This is a genomic window from Eudoraea algarum, assembly GCF_050589645.1.
Lineage (GTDB): Bacteria > Bacteroidota > Bacteroidia > Flavobacteriales > Flavobacteriaceae > JBNGOQ01.
This window is the reverse complement of record NZ_JBNGOQ010000004.1, coordinates 608,858-628,734: the sequence shown is the minus strand read 5'-3', so window position 1 is coordinate 628,734 and position 19,877 is coordinate 608,858. Positions and strand designations below refer to the sequence as shown.

The window sequence follows — 19,877 nt, the reverse complement described above, 5'->3', positions numbered from 1 at the left end:
TTTAAAAATACACAATTAAAAGGGACGGTTACCCTACCCAATTGGTAAAATCAGAGTATGCCCGGTCTATTGCTCCAGGCCTTCGGCGGCAAACTGGACCAGTACACTGTCCGAAAAATGGGGAGTGACCGTTATCGGATTGCAGCACACCTCACAGTCCTCTACGTAGCTTTGAACAGGGACAGAGGGGTCCAACAGCATAGAAATGTCTTCCCAGCAATACGGACATTGAAAAAAGTGTTCGTACATCCAATTTATAATAAAAGGTTTAGGCAAGGGTCATCAGAAATCCACATTGAGCAATTGCCCGGTGAGTTGCAACAATTGCAGCTCGGCCAATTTGGCATCGTATTTTGCCAAATTCTTGTTGGTCTGGGCATTCAATAGGTTGATCTGTGCCTGGCGAAATTCAATAGAGGTTATCCTACCCAGTTGAAACTGCTCCTTGGAGCGATCAAAATTGTTCTGGTTGGTAATGACGTTCTGCGCCTGGATCCTAAAAATATTCAATCGGTTCTCGTAAATGGCCAGGGCATTCTGAATGTCCCTATCCACTTCCAGGCCTACCTGTTCTAGCAATAGCTCTTGATTTTCATAGGCTATTTTGGCATTTTTTAGGCGCACCGTGGTCCCACCGCCATCGAACAGGTTCCAAGTCAAAGTTGCGCCGAGATTCAGCGTATTGGTGGTATTGTTGGTCCCCGGAAAGAAGGCCGATGCCGCGCTTTGGTTCAAATTCCATCCATAGGAGCCCGCAAGCCCCAAGGTAGGCAGGTAGCCCGAACGGCTTACCTTAATGTCGTAAGCGTTGATCGTTAAATTGCGTTCGGTCTGTAAGATGGCCACATTGTTTGTTTTGGCCTCGGCCACCAGGCCTTCCAATTGCAGACGGGGAATAAATCGCACCAGTGTATCCACTTCATAGACCTCATTGAGATTCTGGCTCAGTACCACATTTAAATCGCGTTTGGTATTGGCCAATTGTTGCCGGGTATTCAATAAGTTAATACTGTCATTGGTTACATCTACCTGTGCATTTAGGATATCGAGCTTGGTATTTTGTCCATACTCAAAAGCATATTCGGCCCGTTTAATACGATCTCTGGAAATTTGCAGGGCCTCCTGAAAGACATTTTCGTTTTCGGTAAGCCGGGCGATTTCAAAATAGACACTAAACAACTGTATCACGGTGTTTTCTATAGTCTCTCTAGCCTGGAGTTCACTTAACTGGTATTGTTCCTTTAAGCGTTTAAAGTTGTACAATCTTCCCAAACCATCAAACAAAGTATAGTTGACACTGAGGCCCGTATTGTATCGTTGTGCCTCTGCCTTGTCAATAATCACGTCGGCCCTTGGATTGCCATCATCATCCAATTGTCCGGGAAATTCAATAGTGGAATCGTCCCTGTTGTAGGTGGCTCCGGCCGTGCCCGTAAGTGTGGGCAAATACCCGGAATTTAGAATACTCTTGTTGTTCTCTGCAATCGCTACCTGATTTTTGGCCACTAGGATACCAAAATTATTTTCCAGCGCCAAGCTAACGGCGTCCTCCTTGGACAACAATTTTTCCTGGGCCAGTAATCCGTTGAAAACCGCAAACAAAAAGGTTGCTATTAAAAAGGTTTGTCTCATTGTTCTTTTTCTTCCAATTCCTTGGGTGCTTCCTTATAAACCTCGGAAGCATCCGCTACTTTTTCCTTTATTTCGATCTCGTTCAGGGGTTTGGCAATTTCTGTTCGTAAATGCTGCTCCTCCTTTTGTTCCTTAATAGCACGTTCCACTTCCTCCTTAGTCACGGCATTCCCTGTGGCAAGCCATTTGGTGCCTACTTTTACATTATTGCTGAACCCAAGGAATATCGGGAGAATCAACAGAGTCAGCAGGGTGGCGAAACCGATTCCGTAGGCAATGGATATGGCCATGGGAATAAGGAACTGCGCCTGGCGGCTCTGCTCCAACATCAAGGGAGCAAGACCTGCAATGGTGGTCAATGACGTAAGGAATATGGCCCTGAACCGGGAACGGCCCGCATCATAGATGGCATCATCAAAGGTCATCCCTCCCCTAAGGTTACTGTTAAACTTACCAATGAGAACCAGTCCGTCATTTACCATGATGCCTATCAAAGCGATAATCCCAAGCATGGACAGGATGTTTATCGGAAAATCATGAAGCCAGTGGCCCCAGCCCACCGCAGTAAGACTAAAGGGAACCAATAGCAGCAGCATTAAGGGCTGACTGAAACTTCTAAACGTAAAGGCTATGGTAATATAAATAAGACCTAGTACACTGAGACCTACAAAGGTTAGGGAATCCAATAATTTGCCCGCTTCCCGGTTCTGTCCTTCGTAGGACGCGGTCACCGTAGGATATTTGGATTGTATCTCGGGCATGATCTCGGTACGTATTTGCGTCATGACATCCGTGGCACTAGTGGTCTTGTCGTCCTCGAGGTCGGCCGAAATCTGTATTTCGCGTTGCCCGTCCAGGTGATTTATGGCTACGTCACCACGTTCTATGGTATAGTTCGCTATTTCCTTTAAGGGTACCCTACTGCCGTTAGGGGTCACGATCCGCATTTCATCCAGATCGGTAATGGAAGAACGATTGGCACGATCATAACGGACCCATACCCGTATTTCATCCTGTCCCCGTTGAAAACGCTGCGCCTGAGTGCCAAAAAAACCGGCACGCACCTGGTTCATGATGGTCCTTAGGTCCAAGCCCAAGAGATAGGCATTCTCTTTAAGTTCTAAGCGTATTTCCTTTATTCCTGCAGGGTCATTATCGGCTACATCCTTGAGCGCAGGGTTATTTTCCATAGCCGTTTTCAATTCTCTTTTAGCCGCCTTAAGTTCCTGAATGTTATAGCCCAAAAGGGAGACCGAGACAGGATCACCCCCAAAATTTCCTCCGGATCCGTAAATAAGGCTTTCTACCCCTATTACAGGCCCTACCAGTTCGCGCAAGCGATTCGAAACCAATTGCGACTGCACAACATCGGGGCGTTCCTCTCCGGGAAGCAGGTTAATGGACAGCGTAGCGGCCGAGGAACCTGGACCCAAGGTCTTGATCATATTTTTAAAAAGCATCTTATCCGTCCCGGCCAGATACGTATCTGTTAGCTCCTGGTTCACGATCTTGGCCTTTTCCTCTATAAGGCTGATAATGGAATCCGTTACTTCTTCGTTGGTTCCGTTGGGCATTGAGAGTTCTACCTGTACCCGATCACTGGCTATCCTGGGGAAAAAAGAGGTGCGGATAATACCACCCCCAATGGAGGCAAAGGTGAGGATAAGCGCCACCACGAAAAAGGAAAAGGTAAGCAGCTTGTACTTCAGGGCAAATTTAAGGGTGGGGCTGTACATTTTATCCCTTAGCCAGGCCATAATACGTTCTCCCATCTTATTGACGATCCGTAATTTTGCAAATACACGGGCAAAACCAGTTTTGGGCCCTTCGTTTTGAGGTTGCAGCGCCTTGGAATGCGCCAAATGCGCGGGCAGGATGATCAGGGCCTCTACCAGGGAGACCACTAAGGTGAGTATCACGACGACGGAAACCTCTCCAAAAAAATCACCGATACGCCCATCGAGGAAGAGGAAGATCGAAAAGGCCAGTACCGTGGTGATAATGGCGGAAACAATAGGGGGAATCACCTCCATGGTCCCATCAATGGCCGCTTGTATGGGCGACTTGCCTTTCTCGTAATGTTGGTAAATATTTTCTGCGATCACTATCCCATCATCTACCAAGATCCCAATAACGATGATCATTCCAAAGAGGGAGAGTACATTGATGGTAACATCGAACATGCCGGCAAAAACAAACATGCCCAAAAAGGCCACAGGAAGGCCAAACGCGACCCAAAAAGCCAGGCGGGTATTAAGAAACAAAGACAAAAAAATCAAGACCAGCGCCATCCCCATGATGGCGTTTTCTGTAAGCAATTGGGTGCGTTGTGTCAATGTAGTGGATAAATCCCTCACTACGCTGAGCTGCACGTTATTGTACTTTTGGTTAAACTCCTCCATATAGGCCTTTACCTTTTCGGCGGAGCTTATCAAATCTTCTGTATTGGTGCTGGTAATTGTGGTATTTACGGATAGTTGACCGTTGAAGAAGGAGGCGTTGGGCGATTCCGAAAAACGGTCCCGGACAATGGCCACATCCTTTAGTCGGACGGTACTTCCGGAGGGATCGGCGCGAACAATCAGATTGGAAAGTTCATCCCCGTAGTAGGATCGGTTATTGGCCCGGATCAGATACTCTTCCGCTCTGGTCTTGATATTTCCTCCGGTGACCAAAATATTGGCGTTGGCCACGGCCTGGCTAACTTCCGAAAAGGACATGCCATAGGCCAGGAGGTTGTTTTCGTTAACGGCAATCTCTATCTCCTCCAGTGGGTAACCGGTAATGTTAATCTGTGAGATGCCATCTATGGCCCTAATATCATTTTCTATTTGCCTCCCGATCTGTTTTAGGGTAGCCAATGGAATATCCTCCCCACTTATGGAAAAACTTATGGTCTGGCGTACGGCATCCAGTTTGGAAACTATCAGGGGTTCCATGCCCGTAGGAAAGGAGGGCACCCGGTCCACCGCATTTTTGACCTGTAGGAGCATAAAATCGATATCCCGGCCCTTTTCGATCTCTACGTTGATGCTTCCACTGTTTTCACGGGAAGTAGAGGTAACCCTATCCACGCCTTCGAGCCCCTTCAGGTTGTCCTCTATTTTAAGTACGATCCCTTCCTCCACTTCTTGGGGCGAGGCCCCGGGATAGGTAATGGCAATGGAAACGTTCTTGGAATCGGTCAAGGGAAAGAAGGAAGACTTCAAGAAAAGGGCCCCTACGATTCCAAAGATAAAAAATGCAATAATGATGACATTTACCGCGACATGGTACTTAATAAAATACTCAATTACTTTTTTCATGACCCATTATTTTTTACATTCTCAGTGACTTCTTTCACGGTAGTTTCCTGTTGCTCGAAAATCTTTACCAACATCCCTGCATAGGCGCCTACCACCGGTTTTTTGATGATGGTAAGGCCATCAGGAACATCCTTCAGCACTACTTTTTTATCCGAAAAATAGACAGGTCTAACGTCTATGAGATCCAGTATAGAGTCCCTGACCACAAAGATTTTGTCATTTTCCAACAACAGTTCCCTATCTATCTCAATGGCGTTGGGCTCTTCCTTTGCATTAAGACTGGCTTCCAAGTACATACCTTCCTTGAGGTTTTCGTCCTTTACTTCAATAAAGGCCTTTATGGTCTGGGTTGTTTGGTCAACCCTGCCATTGATGCGCGTCACCCTGCCCGAATACGTGGTTGTACGATTCAGATTTACCAATTCTACCTGTTCTCCGAGCTTTAACAGATCGCTATAGGTCTTGCTAATGGAAACTTCCAGTTCATAAATACCGGTATCGATAAATTCGCCCAGTTTTTGGCCAGAACGAATCAGGGTCCCCTCAGTGACCAAGGCCTCGGTAAGAACTCCTCGGTAAGGTGCCGTTATACGGTATTTGGACAAACGTTGCTCCAAATTTTTAACGTTGTAGTAGTTGGTAAGTATGCCCCTTCCGGAGATAAAAAATTTCTCCTTCTCCGACGTCATTTCCGGGAGTTTGGGAGTGGTCCTGTTGATGTCAAAACCGGTCAGGTAAGTCTGCCATTTTGGGAATACCTCGGGATAATCCAAACGAAGGTCGGGCATAATGGAGGTAATCAAATTGTACAAATTGCTTTTTGCGGATTGTACGCTGGCGTAGTATTCGGAAGCATCTATGTTGATTATGGTTTCCCCCCTACGGTATTCCTGCCCTGTTTTAAAAAGTTTGCTCCCTCCACGAAATACGCCTTGTACCTCGGAAAAAAGCTCCAATCGCCGTTTGGCGATGAGCGTTCCGTTGGCCGGAACCACAATGGGCACGGTACCGTTGTATACCTTTTCAGCAAATACGGTCTTAATCACCTTTTCTACCTTGGGTTTGGGCTTATTTTTACTTGCAACGATACGCTGGCCCAAAAAGATGGCCCCGATGATAATTACAATGCCAAGTATGGATAAAATTAGTTTTCTCATAGGTAGTAGTTACAGTGATGTTTCTTTAGAAGTAAAATTGTATTGGATCTTTCTCAATATGTTGATAAGCCCGTCCTTTTCCTCGGCAGACAGGTCCTTCTCCATGATGGTCATAAGGGTTTTTATTACCGGGCGGGTATCCTTAAAGACCGATCTTCCCAAATCGGTAAGGAACACCTGGTTGATTCTTCTGTCATCTGCGTGCTGTTCCCTTCGGATGTAGTCCTTTCGTTCCATCTTCACCAACAAACGGGTCAGGGAAGACTTGTTGCGCAGGGTAAGAAAGGCCAGTTCGTTTTGATGGAGCCCGTCCTTGTCGTGCAACTTTTTCAGCACTATCATTTGCTCCTTGCTCAAGTCCAGTCCCTCCCGCTGTAAGGCTTCCTGCAGGTAGTAGTCCATAATCTTCATGGTCTTTCCCAACCAGGGACCGACGGACTTTTCAAAATCAATGGTGGTATCCTCCGAATCCATGGGACGAAGCTACGCAAAAACCAATTAGTTGCATATGCAACTAATGTTAAAAATATCATAAAACTCCCTTAATTTCCAGTGTTGGGAACAAAAAAAGAGGATGTCACTAGCATCCTCTTTTCAACCAAACTAACTAAAGTATAATTAACTACTCATTATCCACATCGTCTTCAAACTTGGTGTCGGCCATTCTTGTTTTGCTGAAATTGATATTCTTGAACTGCCCTTTTTCATCGCTTTTGTCATAATCAAAGACCAAAAACTGTTTGGAATCCATCAGCTGTAAATTATCGAATGAATCGAACTTGTTATTTTGTAACTGCAATATCTCAAGGCTTGCCAATTGCCCAAACTCGGCAGGAATTGCTCCGTCCAATTGGTTATTGGCCAACACGAGTTCCTTAAGTTTTCCCAAGCCTCCCAATTCGGAAGGTATGGAGCCGTATAGACTGTTCTCAAAAAGCCCTAAGCTTTCCAACTTTGAAAGCGCTCCCAATGCGTTTGGAATGCGTCCAAAAAAGTTGTTGCTGGACAAGTTGAGGACCTTCAGGTTCTTCATCTGCCCTATACTCTTCGGGATAGTGCCGCTCAAGAAATTATTGAACATACTAAGCTCCTCCAAGTGATGCAATTCACCTATGCTTTCGGGCAACTTTCCCTTGATTCTGTTCATCTCCAGCTTTAGGACCTTAAGGTTCCTTAGCCGAACAATGGCTTGAGGCAACTCGCCCTCAATGGTGTTAAAAGCCAAATTAAGCGAGGTAAGATATTCCAATTGGCCAATAGCTTCCGGGATATACCCCTTTAGATTGTTGCGGAACAGATTGATCTGCACCACGTGGCCCTGCTTCACGGTTATCCCGTGCCATTGGGAAACGGGAACACCCTCATCCCATTTTTTTATCCACTCCGTGCCCTTGGTAGTCCGATAGAGTTCCAGTAAGGCTTTTCTTTCTGTATCCGGCACTTTGGCCAAGGCCACTTGGCCAGCGACCAATATCAATATGACAATACCTATTAGCTTTCTCATAAGTAAATCCTTTAAAACTGCTGTAAGACTTGGGCGCTTATAGTTTAATTAAGAATTACCCTACAAATTTAATCAATTTGACGGCTAAACGACAAAATTTATCGATGAAGGGTCCATATTTGTTGTGAAACGGCGAAAATCTGTGGTTTGGCGGCTCTGGAAGCCACCAATGCTGTAAGAGAACCCTTATTTCTCCAAATCGAGGGTAAGTTGTTCCCAACTTTCCATTAGCTCCTCCAGCTCCTTTTTCTTGCTCTGGTAGCGGTCAAAAAAGTTGGGTTGCGCAATGGTCTTGTCATAGTCCATCAACAGCTCATGGTCTGTTTGGGCTATATCCTTTTCCAACAGCGCAATCTTCTTCTCCACGGCGCTGAGCCTATTCTTTAAGGATTTGATCTTTTTCTGTTGCTGATAGTCTATACCCTTCTCGGCCTCCTTCTCCTTTTTTGGGGCCATCGTTTCCTTTTTTTCAATGGCCCTGAAATCCTCTGCTTTGCGCTGGTCCAAGTAAAAATCGATATCGCCTAAATACTCTTTAATCTTCAGGTCTCGGAATTCGTAAACCTTGTTGGTGAGCCCTTGTAGAAAATCCCTGTCGTGCGAAACCAGGACCAGGGTGCCCTCAAAACTTTGCAGGGCCTGTTTCAATACGTTTTTGGATTTTATATCCAAATGGTTGGTTGGTTCATCCATGACCAGCACGTTAAAAGGCTGTAACAGCATCTTGGCCAAGGCCAGCCTATTCCGTTCGCCACCAGAAAGGACCCTAACGTATTTATCAACATCATCACCACTGAACAGGAAGGAGCCCAAAATATCTCTTACCTTGCTTCTGTTACTTTCATTAGCAGCATCGATCATCGTATCCAATATGGTCTTCTCCCCATCCAGATACTCCGCCTGGTTTTGCGCAAAATAGCCGATTTGTACGTTGTGCCCCAACTTCATTTGCCCTTGGGCCTCCAGTTCGCCGACAATAATCCTGGCCAAAGTGGATTTCCCCTGCCCGTTCTGTCCTACAAAGGCTGTTTTGCTGTTACGTTCGATCAGTAGACTTATATTCTCCAGCACCTGCTTGTCACCATAGCTTTTGGACAAATTTTCCAATGCTACCACCACCTTGCCCGGGGTGACCGAAACCGGAAATCGAAGCTTCATAACACTGGTATCGTCCTGATCTACTTCTATGCGTTCTAGCTTGTCAAGTTTTTTAATCAGCGATTGGGCCATGGAGGCCTTAGTGGATTTCGCCCGGAACTTTTCGATTAAGCGTTCCGCCTGCTGAATCTCCTTTTCCTGGTTTTTCTGTGCGTTAAGTTGTTGCTCTTTTATTTCGGCCCGAAGCTCTAAGAATTTGGAATAGGGTTTGTTGTAGTCATAGATGCGCCCTAGCGAAATTTCAATGGTGCGGTTGGTCACATTGTTCAAAAACATCTTATCATGGGATACGATGACCACAGCCCCGGGGAAATTCTTCAAAAATTGCTCTAGCCAAATAATGGATTCGATATCCAAATGGTTGGTGGGCTCATCCAATAACAATACATCGTTATGTTGCAACAACAATTTGGCCAGTTCAATACGCATACGCCAACCTCCTGAAAAGGTATCGGTGGCCATTTCAAAGTCCGAACGCTTAAATCCAAGGCCCAGTAATATTTTTTCCGTTTCACCCTGATAGTGGTATCCACCCAAAATCTCATACCTGTGGGTAAGATCGTTCAGGTCTACGATCAGCTGGTTATAGCCTTCACTTTCGTAATCGGTGCGCTCGGCCAACTGGTGGTTGATCTGATCCAGTTGCAGCTCCATTTCCCGGATTTCGGCAAAGGCACTATAAGCCTCTTCCATCACCGTTCGCCCCTGTTCAAAATCGATATCCTGTTTTAGAAAACCGATCTTGATGTTCTTTTCGGAAGCGATGGTCCCGGAATCCAAGGCCATCTCCTTCGCCAAGAGTTTTAATAGGGTAGATTTCCCCGCACCGTTCTTGCCGATCAGACCTACCCGGTCTCCGGAATTGAGCCGAAACGAAATTTGCTCGAACAAATATTCTCCTCCAAAAGCAACGGAAAGGTTATGGATATTAAGCATTTTTTGTGACTATGGTTACGCAATAAGTTAGGGTAAAGCTGTACTTTTGCCAAAACTTTTGCAAATGTTAAAAAAAGGAAACAAACTCTACAGTATTTTAACAGGAAGTTGCCCCACATGTCATGAAGAGCTCATGTATAAGGACAAAAATCCATATCATTTGGGAAATATTTTTAAAATGCACGAGCGCTGCTCACATTGCGGCACCAAATATAAAATAGAGCCTTCCTTTTTTTACGGTTCCATGTATGTTAGCTATGGTGTGGGCATTGCTTTTGCCGCCGCTGCATTCGTCATGGCCTTTTTGGTCTTGGGCGCCACCTTGATTACTACCTTTATTGCCATAGTACTTACCCTTGTTGTCTTTTTGCCCCTTATCATTCGGCTATCTCGAAACATCTGGATCAACCTTTTCTTTAAGTATGACAACGAAGCGGTGAAGAACCTTAACCCTTAACGTATTTTTTACTGAACCGGGCCACATCCATTTCCTTGGGCAAGGGCAAGTCGTACTCCATATTTTGATACAGCAGCTTTGCAGCATAGGGCGCGATCATTACACCTCTTGAGCCTAAGCCGTTCAAAACATACATTTGGTCATGTTGGGGATGCCGTCCTACCAAAGGCCTCCTATCGGTTACCGTAGGTCGTATACCGGCCACATGGGCGACTACCTCATAATCGCAGTTCAAAAAGGTATCCAGTTTTTCAAGCAGTTCTGTCCTAGCCTCCAAGGTAGGCGTGTTGGTCTTGTCCTTCCATTTATAGGTAGCACCCACTAAATAACGATGCCTGCCCAGGGGAATAAGGAATACGGAAGATTTGATTACTGCATGCTCCTTTAGTTCCGGGGCTTCTATGGTCAACAACTCGCCCTTGGTACCCGTTAATGGGAGGTAATTGAAATAGGGGTTTTGTTTGAGCCCATATCCTGTGGCAAAGACGATATGTCTGGCGCGAATGGATTTATACTCAAAGTGGCTTGGTCCAATTTTTAAGGCGTCAAAATCAAAGGGTTCATGTACACATAGATTACGATCATCGAGATAAGTGCCATAGCCCGCCAACAGTTTTTTGGTGTCTACCCTGCCGGTATGCATCACTTCTCCATACCCATAAGGGGCCTCTAGGGAGGTGTTGGTGTTGGTACGGATCTTGGGCGAAAGAAACGTCTGCAATTGTGGGGTATCCCTGGCCTCGAACCATTGGTTCTGTTCCTCAATCGAGGCAAAGCGCCGCAAGACGGGTACCCGATGGTGCAGTTTCAGTTTTAGTTTTTCTTCCAAGTGGGTATAAAAGGGCACTACCCCCTTGAGTTGCTCCGCTGCATTCCATGCCAAGGTAAAACGCTTTAGAATAACAGGATTATAGAGGCCCCCTGCTACCTGCGATGCCCGTTGGGAATCATCGGCAACGACCAGGAAGGTCTTGTTATTTTCTTCCAGCACCTCACAAAAGGACATTCCGGCCAAGCCGGAGCCTACCACCAATACATCTATCATGGAGCAAAAATAAAAAAACGCTGCACCAAAGTGCAGCGTTTTCGTTTTATGTATTGAATTGGAATACTTCTCGGGACTAATACGCCCACATATCCTGTTCCCTATCTCGGATAGTTTCCTTGATACGGTTGGCTTCCAGTAATTGGAACAAGGCATTGTCAGCAACATAGTCCTTGATCCTACGGTCGCCATGAATATTATCCTCTTTGTAGATAGTGGCATTAAAACGACGGGCGTTCAAAAGCATATCGAAGGATATAGGCTGGGCCGAATTGCGTTGGTTGAACACCTTGGCATCGTGCAAGATCTGCCTTGCACCGGGATACCATACCCAAAACAGGGCTACTTTGGCCTCATCGGGATCCATGGCATCATCATCGATGAAGTTCACATCGGGCGCCACAGGGGCAATACCCAACATACGGTATTTAAGTTCACCTTGTCGCTTGTCAAAATACCAGATACCCTTGATCAGATACTCCTCAAGATCAGCTGCGGTAAGTTCCCTTTGGTTAATATATTCCGCGGAAATCTGCTCCCCAGCATTGTATTGTTCGTATCCAAAATCGGTGGTATCGGTTTTCTTCAAGGTGGCCTCCAAATCACTGAACACTCTTTTTTCAGTGAAATAGGAATCCACATAGACATCCGTTAGTTTACCACTTTTGATGTTTTTGATCAAAACATCGTAGAGCGATCTTCTATCGGAACCGATATCTACGGTATCTATGGGATAGTACAAGGGAAAGTTAACACGCTCGTCCAAGTCAATGACTTCCCATATGGTCTTGGACCACAGGATATCCCTATCATCCACGTACCCATATTCCAAAGGAGCATCATTGTCCATTGCTTTCTGCGTTTCTGTCTTCTTTCCAATATCCTGCGGCTTTTTGGCATTCAATATGTTTGCCTGGGCCATCATGGATACCGGTAACAGGGTTACCGCTCCGATTAATAAAACATTCTTCCAATTCATTTGTTAAAAATTTACTTTACTTAGTTTGTTATCTCAATTACCACAGGAGATACCTTCTTTAGTTTATAGGTCCTGTTATTGGTAATATAAGCTTGTATGTCAAATATTTGCACAGCATCGCCACGTCTGGCACGTTTTAGCGCACCCTTGGCCCTGGCATCCAGTTTTCCACCTTTTACGTTCACCGTTGGCTGACCTGGCACTTTAAACTTGAATCCGCTTATGGCAAGATTCAAATCAAAGTCAAAGTCTTCCAAAAGGGCACCCACTGTGGCAATCTCCAAGTTTCTTCTTGGCATTTTGGCACTGTTGGCTTCCCCACGGATCGTACCGGAAGGTCTAGGAATATCCTTGATCCTAAATTCGGCAGGCGTAGAGATACGTTGGCCATCGGGCAGTACACCGGAGGCAACGATTCTCACCGTTCTTCCCTTGCCAGGATTCATTACATACTTACTACCGCTCCTTCTGGAAAGACCAGGTGCAGAGGCAGTAACCTTGTTATCAGGAATTCCAGGAATGGAAATGGTCATAGGGTTGGATACCCCTCTATAGACCACATTCATCTTATCAGCAGCGATTACCGCAGCATTGGGCTTATTGATGGTAGAAAAGATATTGTTCACCTCAACCGGGATTTCCTCCCCATCCTGCATATAGATCAACTGACCTTTAAGCTCATGGTCCCCAGCACTACCTGCACTGATCAACAGCTTTACACCCCCGGATTCAAGGGCATAGTCCCTTCCTTCGGCCAATTTTCTACCGTCAAGTGTAAGATCGGCCTTTACAGGTTTAGAGGATTTATCGGTTTTACCGAGTACAATACTTCCATCGAATTTTTCACCGGCATAGAAGACCGATTTTTTCTGATCCAACAAGGTTTGGAAATTCTTAAGAGAGATTTCCCCTGTCAACTGACCTTCCAACATGGCTTTAAGCGCTGCTTCCTCAGTAGCTTTTACATCGGACTGCAGAGCAGTAAGCTTGGTCAAGGAGGCAATCAATGGAAAACCTTCGTAGTGGTAATTGATCCAATCTACTTTGGTTCCGTCCCTTCTCTCCTCTTTGCCGTTGGCATCGCCTGTTTGGAACTTCGCTTTTACCGAAGCTTTTACCTCGGTCATCTTCTCGGGTAAAATGGCGATTACCTGATCGCGATAGTCAGTGATATTCTTAAGGAATTTCTTTCCCTCGGGCGCTAGGTTATCGCCCTGAAAGAACTTCTGATCCAAATAATCGGACTTGTCCATTACCTGATAATCGGTAGGATCTTCAATGTCCTTGGTCATTTTACCTTTAAGATCTTCCAAGTAATCAAAATACCCCTGGGAAAGCTCTTTGATCTGCTTTGCCTTTTCGTATAGCTCGCTATACTTTTCAGGGTTTTCGGTACTCTTGGTCTCCAGACCGCCCAAGAAAGCCAAGTTGCTTTCTGTGGTCTTTTCGTTAGAAGCTTCCAGCTTGGTGTTCATTAATCCGAACGCCGCTAGAACTTCTTTACTCATATTCAACGCCAGCATTGCAATGAAGATCAAGTACATTAGGTTGATCATCTTCTGACGTGGTGATAGCTTTCCTCCTGCCATGTTTTCTAATTAGATTTAATTGTTAATTTGATTTGGGTTTTGTGCACTAAATCCAATTAGTTTCTATTCATTGCAGTCAGCATTCCACCATAAACACCGTTCAAGGAAGAAAGGTTGGTGGCCAAAGATTCCATTTGATCTTTAAGGGCGCTGGCATTCTGTACGACTTCCTCATTTACGGAAGCTTGCTTGCTTGCGCTTTCCAATTGTACTTTGTACAGACTGTTCAAAGATTCCATTTGGGCCGCTGCATGCGACATCTCTTCAGAGTATTTCTTAGTAGATTCCATGGCATCCACGGTAGGGGTAATTCCCTTGGCAGCGCCTTCGAAATTTCTAATACTGTCGCCTAGGCTATCGAACAACTGGGCATCGATATTGGCTTCTTTTAAAAGGTCGTCCAATTTTCTGGACAAAAGTCCTTCGGCTTCCCTGGCTTCTTCGGCCTCATTCTTGCCGTTAGATAGTCCGCCACTTAATTCTGGATATACCAAAGACCAATCGTATTCATCATCTACCGGTTCAAATGCACTGATCGCAAAAATAAGTGCTTCCGTAATAAGACCCACTGCCAATAGGAGTCCACCCGTAAGCGGTCCAAATTCCCAGTGAAGGATTTTAAACAACGCACCTATAATTACTACCGATGCTCCAAGGCCATAGGCCATGTTGAATAGTTTTTTTGTTGATTTTGACTGTGCCATAATTCTAAATTTAATTTTAAAGTTTAATGTTAATAATAAGTATTTGGTTTAACGTTTGATTCGTATGTAGTGTTCTTATTATTATTTTATTGGGTAGAATCTTCTTCTCCCATATAATCCTGTACGGTACGGAACCCGATATAGCTTCTTGCGGAATCCTTGTACTCGTAGTCCCTAGTGCTCACCTGTAAAAAGTAAGCCACGTCTTTCCAGGAACCTCCGCGAATCACTTTTCTGGCATTGGAGCCATCGCCTCCATTAGGGTTCATGGTAGATACATAATCGTATGAACTTGGGTCAAAACTAGAGTTGGTCCATTCAGAAACATTTCCAGCCATGTTATACAAGTTAAAATCGTTAGGCTCATAGGACTTGGCCTCTACCGTATACAGTGCGGCATCGGCGGCATAATCCCCACGTTGTGGTTTAAAGTTGGCCATAAAGCAGCCGGTGTCACTGATTACATAAGGACCTCCCCAAGGGTAGGTACCTCCTTCAATGCCACCACGGGCCGCATATTCCCATTCGGCTTCCGTAGGCAGTCTAAACTGGTTCACGAATTGTTTGCCCCGGTCTTTCTGATCGTCGTTCTTGAATTTGGTCCTCCAGTTACAAAACGCTTTGGCCTGTATCCAGGAAACCCCTACTACAGGATAATCACTATAGGCGTCGTGCCAGAAGTAATCATTGTGCATAGGCTCGTTGTACGAATATTCAAAGTCCCGGATCCAAACTGTGGTATCGGGATATACCTCCAACTCTTCCTGTCGTATAAAATCTTTTCTTCTACCGTTACGAGATCGGGCAGCTGCTTCAATGTCCATCCAGCTGTATTTGTACTTCAAGACGTTTACGTCAACAGTACGCTGTCCGTTATACGATTCTTCTTCCGGGATGTACAGGGAATCCATTACCTCGGTATAGTACTCGTCCGGATATTCGGAGGTGTCCCAAATGAGGTCTTCATCCTTATTCAAGGCCCTACCTTCATAACCGGTCTCTCCCAGACCTGCATAGTTGTCCAACATATACTTGTCATAGGCGGAAGCTTTTGTGGTGTCGGCATCCTTAAATGCGTAATCACCGATACCACCATCCTCCGGACCCAAACCAAGCTCATCGGCCAAAATGGCCAACTTGGTCCTGGTAATGGAATCTTTGACCCATTCCACAAACTGACGGTATTCGCTATTTGTAATTTCCGTATCGTCCATGTAGAAGGAGCGTACGGTTACTGTTTTTGTTGGTGCGTTGAGGGCCTGTGCCATATCCTCCTCACTCTTTCCCATAATGAAAGATCCCCTAGGGATCAGTTCCATTCCATATGGTTTCTCCGGATACCATTTTTTACCTTGGGCACCGACTAGTTCTCCCTTTGTTTTGGACCCACAACTTGCGAGCAAGAAAACAAATGCTATAGATGGTAACAATAGCTTCTTCATACTTATAGGTTAATTTCGATTATGATTATAAATTGTAAACACAATTATTACTCTCTAAAACTAATTTTTGAATAATTTATTGTACAGAACAACCTATCCTTTAAATTATTTTTTTCCTAGCTAAAGCCTTTCTTATAGGCCTTAAACCACCGTTCGGGGATATTTTGGTTACATGCTTCCAAATAATCGTCTTCGGTGCATGGTAATAACGCAGGTGAACTGGTTTTAGTATGTGAAGTTAAAATTGACGGAACCTCGACCCACCATCTGTCCGTAAGATTGCTTTTATAAAAGACAAGTTCCTCTGTTTCCGTGGGTACCATGAACTTGTTGAAATCCTCTTTTTTGGTGTGTGGGGACTCCTTTATCCTGAAGTTGAAACCCTCTATAAAATACCAAATAATCTGTGCGATAAGCTGAAAGGATTGTACGGTGTTCTCACTCTCGTAAATGCCCAATAGGGAGACGGTATCGCTAATGCCGGCATACCTCGCAATAGCGCATATCTCACGGCCCGTGAATCCGTTGGGGGAAAAGGCGTCAGACAGTCCAATTTCACTGGCCCGTATGGCCCTAGCGTCCAAACTTACCAGATGTGCACTCCTCAACACAGGCTCTACCAGGGAAATGTTGGACACAATCTCTCCCAAACGATAGGCATCAAAAAACAGGCGTTCCATGAGGTCTATTTCTTCCTGGGCATTGAAATAACTTTGGTAGCCTATATTGGAAAAATTGAACAGATTATTGGGTTTGTCCGTGATAATCTTGCTCATATAGGAATGGGAGGAAATGAGCTCGTCGGCATCCCCAAAATCGAACCTACTATCTATAGCCACCAGGTTTACCATGTCCCTGATGGAATCGAAGGCTCTATAGGTTGGATAAGTAATATCCTGTGTAGCGCCAATAAGCACGGGCACAATATTTTCTTCCAAAAGTCCCGCCATGATTTCCTTTACCACAAAGTAGGTATCCGCTACTTCCTCGCCTTCTTCTATGTCACCAAGATCTACAATAGTGGCATTCCAATTGCCCAACATGAGCTTGTATAATTGTATCCTAATCTGGGAAATATCCAGGCGTTCCAGTTTTTTTTCGAAGGCGTTTCGCGATTCGTGCACGCCCACAATAGCTATGGAGGCACCGGCCAATACCGGCAATCCTTTTTTCGAAGTGTGTTTATGGATGTTCTTCCCAAGCGCTTGTGGCGGAAGTAACTCGCAGTGTGCCAATACGTTATCTTCAACAGGGACTAAAAAATCAAATGCCATTCAAAGGAGGGTTTGCAAAGTTGTTTATCGTTTCCGAATAAGGTCGAGCGACCATTTCCTTTTCAAAAATAAACTTTCCAAATTCGAATAACAAATATGTGTGGCCCCGCTATTTTTTCGCCTTTGATTTTTTCTTGGGTGTTTTCTTCTCCAGAAGGGCCTGGGCCTCTTCGAGCGAAACCTGGGTAGCATCCACATCCTTGGAAAGTTCTACCTTGATCTTGCCTTTGATGATGGTGTGCCTTCCCCATCTGGCCTTTTCGATACGGATGCCTTCCTCTGGCCATTGCTGCACCAGTTTATCCCGTTCCTTCTGTTTCTTTGCTTCGATAAGTTCCTCGATATCTGTTTGCGAAAGGGCATCAAAATCGTACTTCTTGTTTACGTTGATAAACATGCCGTCCCATTTGATAAAAGGCCCAAAACGGCCTGTTCCCTTGGTAACGTCCTTCCCTTCATAGGAGGTTATGGGCGCATCGGCCTTTTGTTTTTCCTTGATAAGTTCTATAGCCCGTTCCAAATCCACGGTCATAGCGCTTTCTGTTTTGCCTAGGGAGATAAACTTCTTGCCAAACCGTACATAGGGTCCAAACCTACCCACGTTGGCCTCTATTTCCTCGCCCTCGTAAACACCCAATTTTCTGGGAAGTTTAAAGAGCTCCATGGCTTCCTCATAGGTAATGGTGTTCAGTGACTGGTCTGGTAGTAAACTTGCGAATAAGGGTTTCTCTTCCTCCTCTACCGTGCCGATCTGTACCATAGGGCCAAACCTACCCAGTCTCACTGCAACCTGCCGACCCGTCTTAGGGTCGCTTCCCAATACCCGTTCCCCACTAGCTCTGCCGGCATTCTCTTCCACATCGAGGACCGTTGGATGAAAATCCCGGTAAAACGTTCGCATCACTTGCTGCCAATCCTCATCCCCGGAAGCGATCTCATCAAAATTTTCCTCTACCCTGGCGGTAAAATTATAATCCAGGATATTGGCAAAATGGCTTACCAAAAAATCGTTTACAATCATTCCTATATCCGTGGGGACCAACTTTCCCTTGTCCGAACCTATGGTCTCGGAGAGTTGTTTTACCGAGATGTTGTTGGATTCCAGAAGCAATTGCCGGTATTTTCTCTCGGTACCTTCTACCATGCCTTTTTCTACATAGCCCCTATTTTGTATGGTAGAAATGGTTGGTGCGTAGGTAGACGGTCTTCCGATGCCCAACTCCTCCAATTTTTTTACCAGGGAAGCCTCCGTATACCTATAAGGTGGTCTGGTGAAACGCTCTGTAGCGGTGATGTAGTCATTTTGAAGTCCATTACCTACCTTCAGGGCAGGGAGCATCCCATCCTGTTCTTCCACAATATCCTCTTCATCCCTTCCTTCCATGTACACCTTTAGAAAACCATCGAACTTGATAACCTCTCCGTCAGCGGTAAAGACTTCGCTATGGGATGTGGTCTTGATCTTTACGTTGGTGCGTTCCAACCGGGCATCACTCATTTGGGAAGCAATGGTGCGTTTCCAAATAAGTTCATATAATTTAGATTGGTCACGTTCAAGCGAAGGCGACTGCTTTATCATATCGGTAGGGCGAATGGCCTCATGTGCCTCCTGTGCCCCTTTGGATTTCCCGGTATAGTTGCGCACCGTACTGTAGGCCTCCCCATAGTTTTCGGCAATAGCCTCTTTGGCGGCCCCTATGGCCTCCTTGGAAAGATTCACACTATCCGTTCGCATATAGGTAATCAATCCCGCCTCGTACAGGCGTTGTGCTACCTGCATGGTCCTTGCCACCGAAAAATACAGCTTTCGGGACGCTTCCTGTTGTAGGGTAGAGGTCGTAAACGGTGCGGCCGGGGATTTTTTGGCCGGTTTTTTGTCAAGGTCAGATACGGCGAAGTTCGCCGCTATATTCTGTTCCAGGAATTTCTCCGCATCCTCCCTATTGGGGAAGGTCTTGCCGAGCTTGGCGGTGAACACCTCGCCCTTTGCGGTCCTGAACTGTGCGGAGACACGAAAAGAAGCTTCAGGCTTAAAGGCTTCTATATTCCGCTCGCGCTCTACGATTAAGCGTACCGCTACCGATTGTACCCTTCCTGCAGAAAGGCCCGGTTTTATTTTCTTCCAGAGTATCGGGGAAAGTTCGTAACCCACCAATCTATCCAAAACGCGCCTCGCTTGTTGGGCGTTGACCAGATTGTAATTTATTTCCCTTGGGTTTTCTATGGCCCGTTGTATGGCAGATTTTGTAATTGAATTGAAAACAATCCGCTTGGTCTTGGCCTTATCCAATTTTAGCTCCTCGGACAAATGCCAGGAGATGGCTTCCCCTTCACGGTCTTCATCACTGGCAAGCCATATGGTCTCTGCTTTTTTGGCAAGGTCCTTTAGCTTTTTCACCAAGGCCTTTTTCTCTTTATCAACAATATATTTGGGCTTAAAACCATTGTCCACATCTACCCCCAACTCCTTGGAAGGAAGATCGGCAATGTGCCCAAAACTGGACTCTACCTTGAAATCCTTTCCAAGAAATTTCTCTATTGTTTTCGCTTTAGCGGGCGACTCTACAATTACTAAATTCTTTGCCATGCATGATTTCTTTGAGGAGACAAAAGTAGTTGAATTTTTTTATTTAACACTTTACCATAATGTTACGGATAAAAAAAGCACCCCGTTTTCAGGGGTGCTCCTCTTTCT

General features: G+C 45.4%; 15 protein-coding genes. 1 reads left to right on the top strand and 14 read right to left on the bottom strand.

Annotated elements, in window-relative coordinates:
• Positions 1 to 66: 66 nt before the first annotated feature.
• The 7 genes from ACRD67_RS17940 to ACRD67_RS17910 all read right to left on the bottom strand — a co-directional run bounded on the left by ACRD67_RS17940 (position 67) and on the right by ACRD67_RS17910 (position 9,692).
• Positions 67 to 249, bottom strand: a complete 183-nt coding sequence (locus ACRD67_RS17940; RefSeq protein ID WP_430968606.1) for a CPXCG motif-containing cysteine-rich protein — start codon at positions 247 to 249, stop codon at positions 67 to 69.
• A gap of 33 nt (positions 250 to 282) precedes the next feature.
• On the bottom strand, positions 283 to 1,632 hold the full coding sequence (locus ACRD67_RS17935; RefSeq protein ID WP_430968605.1) for a TolC family protein: 1,350 nt from the start codon (positions 1,630 to 1,632) through the stop codon (positions 283 to 285).
• The gene (locus ACRD67_RS17930) at positions 1,629 to 4,937 is read right to left on the bottom strand and encodes an efflux RND transporter permease subunit (protein WP_430968604.1); all 3,309 of its coding nucleotides are present in this window, start codon (positions 4,935 to 4,937) and stop codon (positions 1,629 to 1,631) included. The genes ACRD67_RS17935 and ACRD67_RS17930 overlap by 4 nt, the downstream gene beginning before the upstream one ends.
• Positions 4,934 to 6,094: an efflux RND transporter periplasmic adaptor subunit gene (locus ACRD67_RS17925; RefSeq protein WP_430968603.1), complete on the bottom strand. Its 1,161-nt coding sequence runs from the start codon at positions 6,092 to 6,094 to the stop codon at positions 4,934 to 4,936. Before ACRD67_RS17925 ends, ACRD67_RS17930 begins: the two co-directional genes overlap by 4 nt.
• Before the next feature lie 9 nt (positions 6,095 to 6,103).
• On the bottom strand, positions 6,104 to 6,568 hold the full coding sequence (locus ACRD67_RS17920; protein WP_430968602.1) for a MarR family winged helix-turn-helix transcriptional regulator: 465 nt from the start codon (positions 6,566 to 6,568) through the stop codon (positions 6,104 to 6,106).
• Positions 6,569 to 6,716: 148 nt separating this feature from the next.
• Positions 6,717 to 7,598: a leucine-rich repeat domain-containing protein gene (locus tag ACRD67_RS17915; RefSeq protein ID WP_430968601.1), complete on the bottom strand. Its 882-nt coding sequence runs from the start codon at positions 7,596 to 7,598 to the stop codon at positions 6,717 to 6,719.
• A 186-nt stretch (positions 7,599 to 7,784) separates the two neighbouring features.
• Positions 7,785 to 9,692 carry an ABC-F family ATP-binding cassette domain-containing protein gene (locus ACRD67_RS17910; protein WP_430968600.1) on the bottom strand — a complete coding sequence of 636 codons (1,908 nt, stop codon included), beginning with the start codon at positions 9,690 to 9,692 and terminating at the stop codon, positions 7,785 to 7,787.
• 64 nt (positions 9,693 to 9,756) lie between these two features.
• Here ACRD67_RS17910 and ACRD67_RS17905 point away from each other — a divergent pair, with 64 nt between their 5' ends.
• A complete protein-coding gene (locus ACRD67_RS17905) occupies positions 9,757 to 10,149 on the top strand; it encodes a DUF983 domain-containing protein (protein ID WP_430968599.1) in 393 nt (130 codons plus the stop codon).
• Here the strand turns inward: ACRD67_RS17905 and ACRD67_RS17900 are convergent.
• The 7 genes from ACRD67_RS17900 to topA all read right to left on the bottom strand — a co-directional run bounded on the left by ACRD67_RS17900 (position 10,139) and on the right by topA (position 19,769).
• Positions 10,139 to 11,194: an NAD(P)/FAD-dependent oxidoreductase gene (locus tag ACRD67_RS17900; protein WP_430968598.1), complete on the bottom strand. Its 1,056-nt coding sequence runs from the start codon at positions 11,192 to 11,194 to the stop codon at positions 10,139 to 10,141. The genes ACRD67_RS17905 and ACRD67_RS17900 overlap by 11 nt on opposite strands.
• 76 nt (positions 11,195 to 11,270) lie before the next feature.
• A complete protein-coding gene (porN, locus tag ACRD67_RS17895) occupies positions 11,271 to 12,173 on the bottom strand; it encodes a type IX secretion system ring subunit PorN/GldN (RefSeq protein WP_430968597.1) in 903 nt (300 codons plus the stop codon).
• 20 nt (positions 12,174 to 12,193) lie between these two features.
• Positions 12,194 to 13,762 carry a type IX secretion system motor protein PorM/GldM gene (gene porM, locus ACRD67_RS17890; protein WP_430968596.1) on the bottom strand — a complete coding sequence of 523 codons (1,569 nt, stop codon included), beginning with the start codon at positions 13,760 to 13,762 and terminating at the stop codon, positions 12,194 to 12,196.
• 56 nt (positions 13,763 to 13,818) lie between these two features.
• Positions 13,819 to 14,466, bottom strand: a complete 648-nt coding sequence (gene porL, locus ACRD67_RS17885) for a type IX secretion system motor protein PorL/GldL (RefSeq protein ID WP_430968595.1) — start codon at positions 14,464 to 14,466, stop codon at positions 13,819 to 13,821.
• Between the two features lie 86 nt (positions 14,467 to 14,552).
• Positions 14,553 to 15,908, bottom strand: coding sequence for a T9SS ring complex lipoprotein PorK/GldK (gene porK / locus ACRD67_RS17880; protein WP_430968594.1), 1,356 nt, complete (start codon positions 15,906 to 15,908; stop codon positions 14,553 to 14,555).
• A gap of 116 nt (positions 15,909 to 16,024) precedes the next feature.
• Positions 16,025 to 17,182, bottom strand: coding sequence for a formimidoylglutamase (locus ACRD67_RS17875; RefSeq protein ID WP_430968593.1), 1,158 nt, complete (start codon positions 17,180 to 17,182; stop codon positions 16,025 to 16,027).
• A gap of 109 nt (positions 17,183 to 17,291) precedes the next feature.
• Positions 17,292 to 19,769, bottom strand: a complete 2,478-nt coding sequence (topA, locus tag ACRD67_RS17870; RefSeq protein WP_430968592.1) for a type I DNA topoisomerase — start codon at positions 19,767 to 19,769, stop codon at positions 17,292 to 17,294.
• Positions 19,770 to 19,877 lie beyond the last annotated feature (108 nt).

Excerpts from the sequence above, each read along its gene's own strand:
- ACRD67_RS17940 (WP_430968606.1), bottom strand. The coding sequence starts at position 249 with ATGTACGAACACTTTTTTCAATGTCCGTATTGCTGGGAAGACATTTCT.
- ACRD67_RS17935 (WP_430968605.1), bottom strand. The coding sequence starts at position 1,632 with ATGAGACAAACCTTTTTAATAGCAACCTTTTTGTTTGCGGTTTTCAAC.
- ACRD67_RS17930 (WP_430968604.1), bottom strand. The coding sequence starts at position 4,937 with ATGAAAAAAGTAATTGAGTATTTTATTAAGTACCATGTCGCGGTAAAT.
- ACRD67_RS17925 (WP_430968603.1), bottom strand. The coding sequence starts at position 6,094 with ATGAGAAAACTAATTTTATCCATACTTGGCATTGTAATTATCATCGGG.
- ACRD67_RS17920 (WP_430968602.1), bottom strand. The coding sequence starts at position 6,568 with ATGGATTCGGAGGATACCACCATTGATTTTGAAAAGTCCGTCGGTCCC.
- ACRD67_RS17915 (WP_430968601.1), bottom strand. The coding sequence starts at position 7,598 with ATGAGAAAGCTAATAGGTATTGTCATATTGATATTGGTCGCTGGCCAA.
- ACRD67_RS17910 (WP_430968600.1), bottom strand. The coding sequence starts at position 9,692 with ATGCTTAATATCCATAACCTTTCCGTTGCTTTTGGAGGAGAATATTTG.
- ACRD67_RS17905 (WP_430968599.1), top strand. The coding sequence starts at position 9,757 with ATGTTAAAAAAAGGAAACAAACTCTACAGTATTTTAACAGGAAGTTGC.
- ACRD67_RS17900 (WP_430968598.1), bottom strand. The coding sequence starts at position 11,194 with ATGATAGATGTATTGGTGGTAGGCTCCGGCTTGGCCGGAATGTCCTTT.
- porN (WP_430968597.1), bottom strand. The coding sequence starts at position 12,173 with ATGAATTGGAAGAATGTTTTATTAATCGGAGCGGTAACCCTGTTACCG.
- porM (WP_430968596.1), bottom strand. The coding sequence starts at position 13,762 with ATGGCAGGAGGAAAGCTATCACCACGTCAGAAGATGATCAACCTAATG.
- porL (WP_430968595.1), bottom strand. The coding sequence starts at position 14,466 with ATGGCACAGTCAAAATCAACAAAAAAACTATTCAACATGGCCTATGGC.
- porK (WP_430968594.1), bottom strand. The coding sequence starts at position 15,908 with ATGAAGAAGCTATTGTTACCATCTATAGCATTTGTTTTCTTGCTCGCA.
- ACRD67_RS17875 (WP_430968593.1), bottom strand. The coding sequence starts at position 17,182 with ATGGCATTTGATTTTTTAGTCCCTGTTGAAGATAACGTATTGGCACAC.
- topA (WP_430968592.1), bottom strand. The coding sequence starts at position 19,769 with ATGGCAAAGAATTTAGTAATTGTAGAGTCGCCCGCTAAAGCGAAAACA.